At 63.2% G+C, this 5201-nt stretch carries 5 protein-coding genes; 1 reads left to right on the top strand and 4 read right to left on the bottom strand.

Features of this window, described 5'->3' with window-relative positions; translation table 11 throughout:
* The 4 genes from NDI87_RS16340 to NDI87_RS16325 form a co-directional block, all read right to left on the bottom strand.
* On the bottom strand, window positions 1-1134 hold a 1134-nt coding region (locus NDI87_RS16340; protein WP_296276589.1), incomplete at its 3' end, for a Ni/Fe hydrogenase subunit alpha.
* Between the two features lie 109 nt (window positions 1135-1243).
* On the bottom strand, window positions 1244-1822 hold the full coding sequence (locus NDI87_RS16335; RefSeq protein ID WP_296276587.1) for an NADP oxidoreductase: 579 nt from the start codon (window positions 1820-1822) through the stop codon (window positions 1244-1246).
* On the bottom strand, window positions 1819-2541 hold the full coding sequence (locus tag NDI87_RS16330; RefSeq protein WP_296276585.1) for a 2Fe-2S iron-sulfur cluster-binding protein: 723 nt from the start codon (window positions 2539-2541) through the stop codon (window positions 1819-1821). Before NDI87_RS16330 ends, NDI87_RS16335 begins: the two co-directional genes overlap by 4 nt.
* A complete protein-coding gene (locus NDI87_RS16325; protein WP_296276583.1) occupies window positions 2538-4316 on the bottom strand; it encodes an NAD(P)H-dependent oxidoreductase subunit E in 1779 nt (592 codons plus the stop codon). The genes NDI87_RS16330 and NDI87_RS16325 overlap by 4 nt, the downstream gene beginning before the upstream one ends.
* Before the next feature lie 187 nt (window positions 4317-4503).
* On the opposite strand from NDI87_RS16325, the gene coq7 reads away from it, so the two are divergent.
* On the top strand, window positions 4504-5124 hold the full coding sequence (coq7, locus tag NDI87_RS16320) for a 2-polyprenyl-3-methyl-6-methoxy-1,4-benzoquinone monooxygenase (RefSeq protein WP_296276581.1): 621 nt from the start codon (window positions 4504-4506) through the stop codon (window positions 5122-5124).
* The last annotated feature ends 77 nt before the right edge of the window (window positions 5125-5201 follow it).

Below are 5201 nucleotides of genomic sequence, written 5' to 3'. Positions count from 1 at the left end.
GCGCACACCGCTGGTGAGCAGATCGCCCGACAGCAGCGCCGGGTCCGCCAGCAACTCAGTAATCACCTCGACCGCGTGCAACATCTCGATCATGCGCGCCCAGTGGTAGGCCAGCGTGGCGTGCACCGGTTCGCCACGGCCCCAGGCGACAAAGGCCTGGCGTTCAGCTTCAGCACGCGCACTCGGAATGAAATCGCAGTTTTGCACCCGGGCCAGCGGCCCGACGCGGTACCAGCCCAGTTGCGCCCCCAGGCTGCGCAGGTAGGGGAACTTCATGTAGCTCCAAGGTCGCACCTCTTCTTCGATGAGTTCCAAGTAGCGCTGGTCGTCGATCTGGTCAAACAGGATGTGCCCATCTTCGTCGCGCACGCGCAGCACACCGTCGTACAAATCCATCGCGCCGTCGGCGCGCACCAGCGACATCAGCTTGGAGCGAAAGCTGCCAAAGCGGTTGTAGAGCGCCGGGTTTTGCGCATGCAGTTGTTTGGCAATGGCCACCGCATCCTGCGCCCATTGCAGCATCTGGGGCAAGTCGCGCTGCAGGCTGTTGCGTTCTTCCCCTGTCACCAGCTTGTTGATGCCGCCCGGCACCGCGCCGGTGCCGTGGATGCGTTTGCCCGAGGTGATGCGGATGATTTCCTGGCCGAACTTGCGCAGCAAAATGCCTTTTCTGGCGATCTCGGGATGCGCCTGCGCCACGCCCACGATGTTGCGCCTGGCCACCTCGGAATCAAAGCCGAACAGCAGGTCGGGCGACGCCAGGTGAAAAAAGTGCAGCGCATGGGATTGCAAAATTTGCCCATAATGCATCAGGCGGCGCACCGCTGTGGCGCTGGCACTCACCGGTGTAGCCCCAATCACACGGTCAAACGCCTTGGCCGCCGCCAGGTGGTGTGACACCGGGCAAATGCCGCACAGGCGCTGCACCATCACCGGCACCTCCCAGTAGGGGCGGCCTTCGATGAATTTCTCGAAACCCCGGAACTCGACAATGTGCAGGCGCACCTGTTCAATGTGATTGTTGGCGTCGAGCAGCAGCGTCACCTTGCCGTGCCCCTCGACGCGCGACACCGGGTCAATCGCCACCCGGCGCAGGGTCTCGGGGTGGGCCGCGGTTTCAAGGGGAAAAGTCATTGACCATTCCTTTCATAGGTGAGCTGTCATTGCGAGCGTAGCGTGGCAATCCATGACTTCAAAATACATGGATCGCCACGTCGCTTCGCTCCTCGCGATGACGAGTGCCTCAGTCATAGTGAATCAACCCATGCCCCAACTGCGGCGTGCGGCCGGCCAGCAGGTCGGTCAGGAACGACCAGATGGCGTCGGCGCTGGGCGGGCAGCCAGGCAGAAAGTAGTCGACATGCACCACCTCGTGGATCGGGTGCACATGGTTCAGCGGCAGCGGCAGCTCGGGGTCGTTGGGTACCTGGCTGCCGGCCACCGTGCCGCTGTGGCTGCAATACACCTCGCACAGCATCAGGCCCACATCGCGCTGGTTGCGCTGCGCCGGCAGGCCGCCGTTGATGGCGCAGGCACCCACCGCCACCAGCGTCTTGCAGTGGGCCCTGAACTCGCGCAGCACCTGCACGTTCTCGGCGTTGCACAGGCCGCCTTCGATCAGGCCGATGTCGCAGCGGCCAATGGTTTTGATGTCGGTCAGCGGCGAGCGGTCAAACTCAACGTGCTCCAGCAGTTCCAGCAGGCGCTCATCGATGTCAAGCAAGGACATGTGGCAGCCAAAACAGCCCGCCAGCGACACCGTGGCGACCTTGAGCTTGCGCGGCGTGTGCAAGGGGGCCGCCCCCGCCAACGTGCTGGTCATGTTGCGTCCTCCTGCGATACCGGGCGGCTGTCAAACCGGCGCTGGCCAATGGGGATGACAAAGCCGCGCCGTTTGGGCAGGATGGCGCCCACCGGGCAAATGTCGGCGGCGTGGTCTGACAGGCTGATGGCGCTGTCGCCCAATTGGCCGCTCTCGCTGTTGACGAGTAAATGCGAGGTCACGCCGCGCCCGCCCATGGCGAAGACATGCTTGTCCTCCCGCGCACTGGCGCGCACGCACAGGCCGCACAAAATGCAACGGTTCAGGTCCAGCAGCAGCTCGGGGTGGCTGGCATCGACCCGGCGGTCAGGGTAAAACTCTTCAAAATGCGGGCCGGCCATGCCCATCTGGTAGGCCGTGGCCTGCAGCAGGCAGTTGCCGCTTTTTTCGCAGGACGGGCAAAAATGGTTGCCCTCGACAAACAGCATCTGCAGCAGGGTTTTGCGCTGCGCGTTGAGCTCGGGTGTGTCACTCTCGACTTCCTGCCCGCTGCTGGCCTGAATGGTGCAGGCGGCACCGCTGCGCCCGTTGACCCTGACCGTGCACAGGCGGCATGAGCCGTGCGCGGCAAAGTCGGGATGCCAGCACAGGTGCGGGATGTAATGCCCGGCGCGGCGGGCGGCCTGCAACAGGGTGTCACCGGGGCCGAACTCCACCTCTTGCCCATCGAGCGAAAAGGTGCCCGGGCTGAGGGCATCGATGCGGTGGTCGTTCATCATTCAAAATTCTCCAGATGCGCGCCGCTGTCGTTGCGTCCGGTGGCGCGCCGCGCCTGCGAAAGCTCGGCGTCCATGTCGAAGCCCGCGACAAAATGCAGGGATTTCAAATGTTGCTCATAGGCAGGACGAAACTTGGCGATGGTGTCGCGCAGCGGGTTGCAGGCCCCGGCGCCCAGGCCGCAGTGGGTGGCGCCGTGCATCAGTTTGTCCAGTTCATACAGCACCTGGATGTCGGCGCTGGAGCCATAACCGTGTTTGAGCTTGTCCATCTGGCGCACCACCAGTTCGGTGCCGACCCGGCAGGGTGTGCAAAAACCGCAGCTCTCGTGGGCAAAAAAGTGGGCAAAGTTGCGTGCCACCTCGAACATGTCGCGGCTGCGGTCAAACACCATGAAGGCACCCGCCGTGGGCACATCCTCAAAACCAATGCGGCGATCAAATTCCAGCGCCGACAGGCACACGCCCGACGGGCCGCCGACTTGCACTGCCTGGGTGTCGCGTGCGCCGCAGTCTTCCAGAATGCGCCCGATGCGCGTGCCAAACGGGTACTCGTAAATGCCGGGGCGCGCGCAGTCGCCGGAGACCGAATGAATCTTGGTGCCGGTGGATTGCGCCGTGCCAATGCGCGCCCACCAAGCGCCGCCATGCACCGCAATGTGGGTCACGGCGCAGAAGGTTTCCACGTTGTTGACCGTGCTGGGCTGGCCCAGGTAGCCGTGTTCCACCGGGAAAGGCGGGCGGATGCGCGGCACGCCGCGCTTGCCTTCGAGCGATTCGATCAGTGCCGACTCCTCGCCGCAGACATAAGCCCCGGCGCCCACATGAATGGTGATGTCAAAGTCAAAACCTGTTGTGCCCTGGATGGCGTGGCCCAGCAGCCCTTGTTCGCGCCGGCGCTGCAAGACCGCTTGTAGGTGTTCCAGCAGGTAACGGTATTCGCCGCGCAGGTACACCAGTCCCCTGTTAGCGCCCACCGCCCACGCCGCGATGGTCATGCCCTCGAACAGGGTGTCGGCGTAGCTGGTGAGCAGCACCCGGTCCTTGAAGGTGCCGGGCTCGCCTTCGTCGGCGTTGCAGATCACGTAATGCGCTTGCCCGACTGCGTTGCGGCACAGTTGCCATTTGGTGCCGGTGGCATAACCGGCGCCGCCGCGTCCGCGCAGTTTGGAGCGCTTGAGTTCGTCGAGCGTGGCCTGGGGCGCGCGCGCCAGGGCGGCGGCAATGCCAGCGCCAGGGGCGGGCTGGACGCCGAGTTTGACGTCGGCCAGGTGAATCTGGTCGTCCACCTGTGACCATTCAGGCGGCCATTGCACGGGCGGCACCTGTTTTTCAATCAGTTCCGCCATCTGCGCAATGCGTTCAGGGGTGAGCCGGGTGAGCACCTGGTGGTGGTTGATGAGCGCCGCCGGACCCTGGTCGCAGAGCCCGGTGCATGAGGTGGGGGCCACACTGACGCGGCCATCGGCGCGCATCTGGTTGGGTGCCACTTTGAGCAAATGGCAGAGTTGCTGCAGCAGGGCTTCGCTGCCGAGCATGCGGTCGGTGACGTTGTCGCTAAACAGCACGCGGTAGGCGCCCACCGGTCGGGTATGAAAAAAACGGTAAAAATCCGCGACGCCCTGCACATGGGCCACGCTCAGGTTCAAGGCCTTGGCCATGTGATGCAAGGCCGGGCGCGGCAACCAACCCGCAACAGTCTGAAATTCGCGCAGGATTTGTACCAATGCATGAGAATCACCGCCATGGCGCCGCAGCAAAGACTGAAGTTCAGACACCGATTGCGCGAACAGTGGTGAATTTGCGATCATGGTCAGCAATATAGCGCACAAAATTACAATAGGACTTGCGCAAAATCGCCCCAGCGTTGTTGTCCCTCCTTGCCGTACGTCTGTACTGCCCGCGTCGGTCCGCCTAGCCGGGACGATTTTGCGCAAGCCCTAACTCAGAAAAACTGGAATCAGCATGATGGATCGATTTTTAAGCACTTTTGACGATGCCCTGCGCACCGTGTTTGCCCAGCACCGTGGCACCCAGGCCTGTCCGACCGTGCCGGGCGATGCCACCGAACTCTCGGAGCTTGACAAAAAAGAGGCGGGGGCGCTGATGCGTGTCAACCATGTGGGCGAGGTCTGCGCCCAGGCGCTTTACACCGCGCAAGCCTATGCCACTAAAAACGAAGCGCTGCGGGCCCACTTTCAAAAAGCCAGTGCCGAAGAAACCAACCATCTGGCCTGGACCGAACAACGCCTCAAGGAGTTGGGCGACCGCCCCTCACTGCTCAACCCCCTGTGGTACGCCGGGGCCTTTGGCATTGGTTTGCTGGCGGGCAAGCTGGGCGACAAGGTGAGTCTGGGTTTTGTGGTGGAGACAGAAAACCAGGTGGAAGCGCATCTGGAAAGTCACCTGGACCGTTTGCCGAGTGGTGACCATGCCTCACGCGCCATTGTGGCGCAAATGAAGGACGACGAGGCGCGCCATGCCCAGGACGCCCGGGAGCTCGGTGCGATTGATCTGCCGCCGCCGGTCAAAGGCCTGATGGCCGCAGCGGCCAAGGTGATGACCACCGTGGCGCACCGGGTCTAATAACCAAACGCCATCGCGGCGAGGACGCCGCTCATACCGGGGTGTCATTGCGAGCGCAGCGCGGCAATCCATGACTT

It is taken from the genome of Rhodoferax sp. (genome assembly GCF_023701345.1).
Classification (GTDB): domain Bacteria; phylum Pseudomonadota; class Gammaproteobacteria; order Burkholderiales; family Burkholderiaceae_C; genus Rhodoferax.
The sequence above is the reverse complement of the archived record's forward strand: the minus strand, read 5'-3'. Positions and strand labels throughout refer to the sequence as shown.

Bases quoted from the DNA above. Each gene is read 5' to 3' on its own strand.
- coq7 (WP_296276581.1), top strand. From the start codon at position 4,504: ATGATGGATCGATTTTTAAGCACTTTTGACGATGCCCTGCGCACCGTG.
- NDI87_RS16330 (WP_296276585.1), bottom strand. From the start codon at position 2,541: ATGATGAACGACCACCGCATCGATGCCCTCAGCCCGGGCACCTTTTCG.
- NDI87_RS16335 (WP_296276587.1), bottom strand. From the start codon at position 1,822: ATGACCAGCACGTTGGCGGGGGCGGCCCCCTTGCACACGCCGCGCAAG.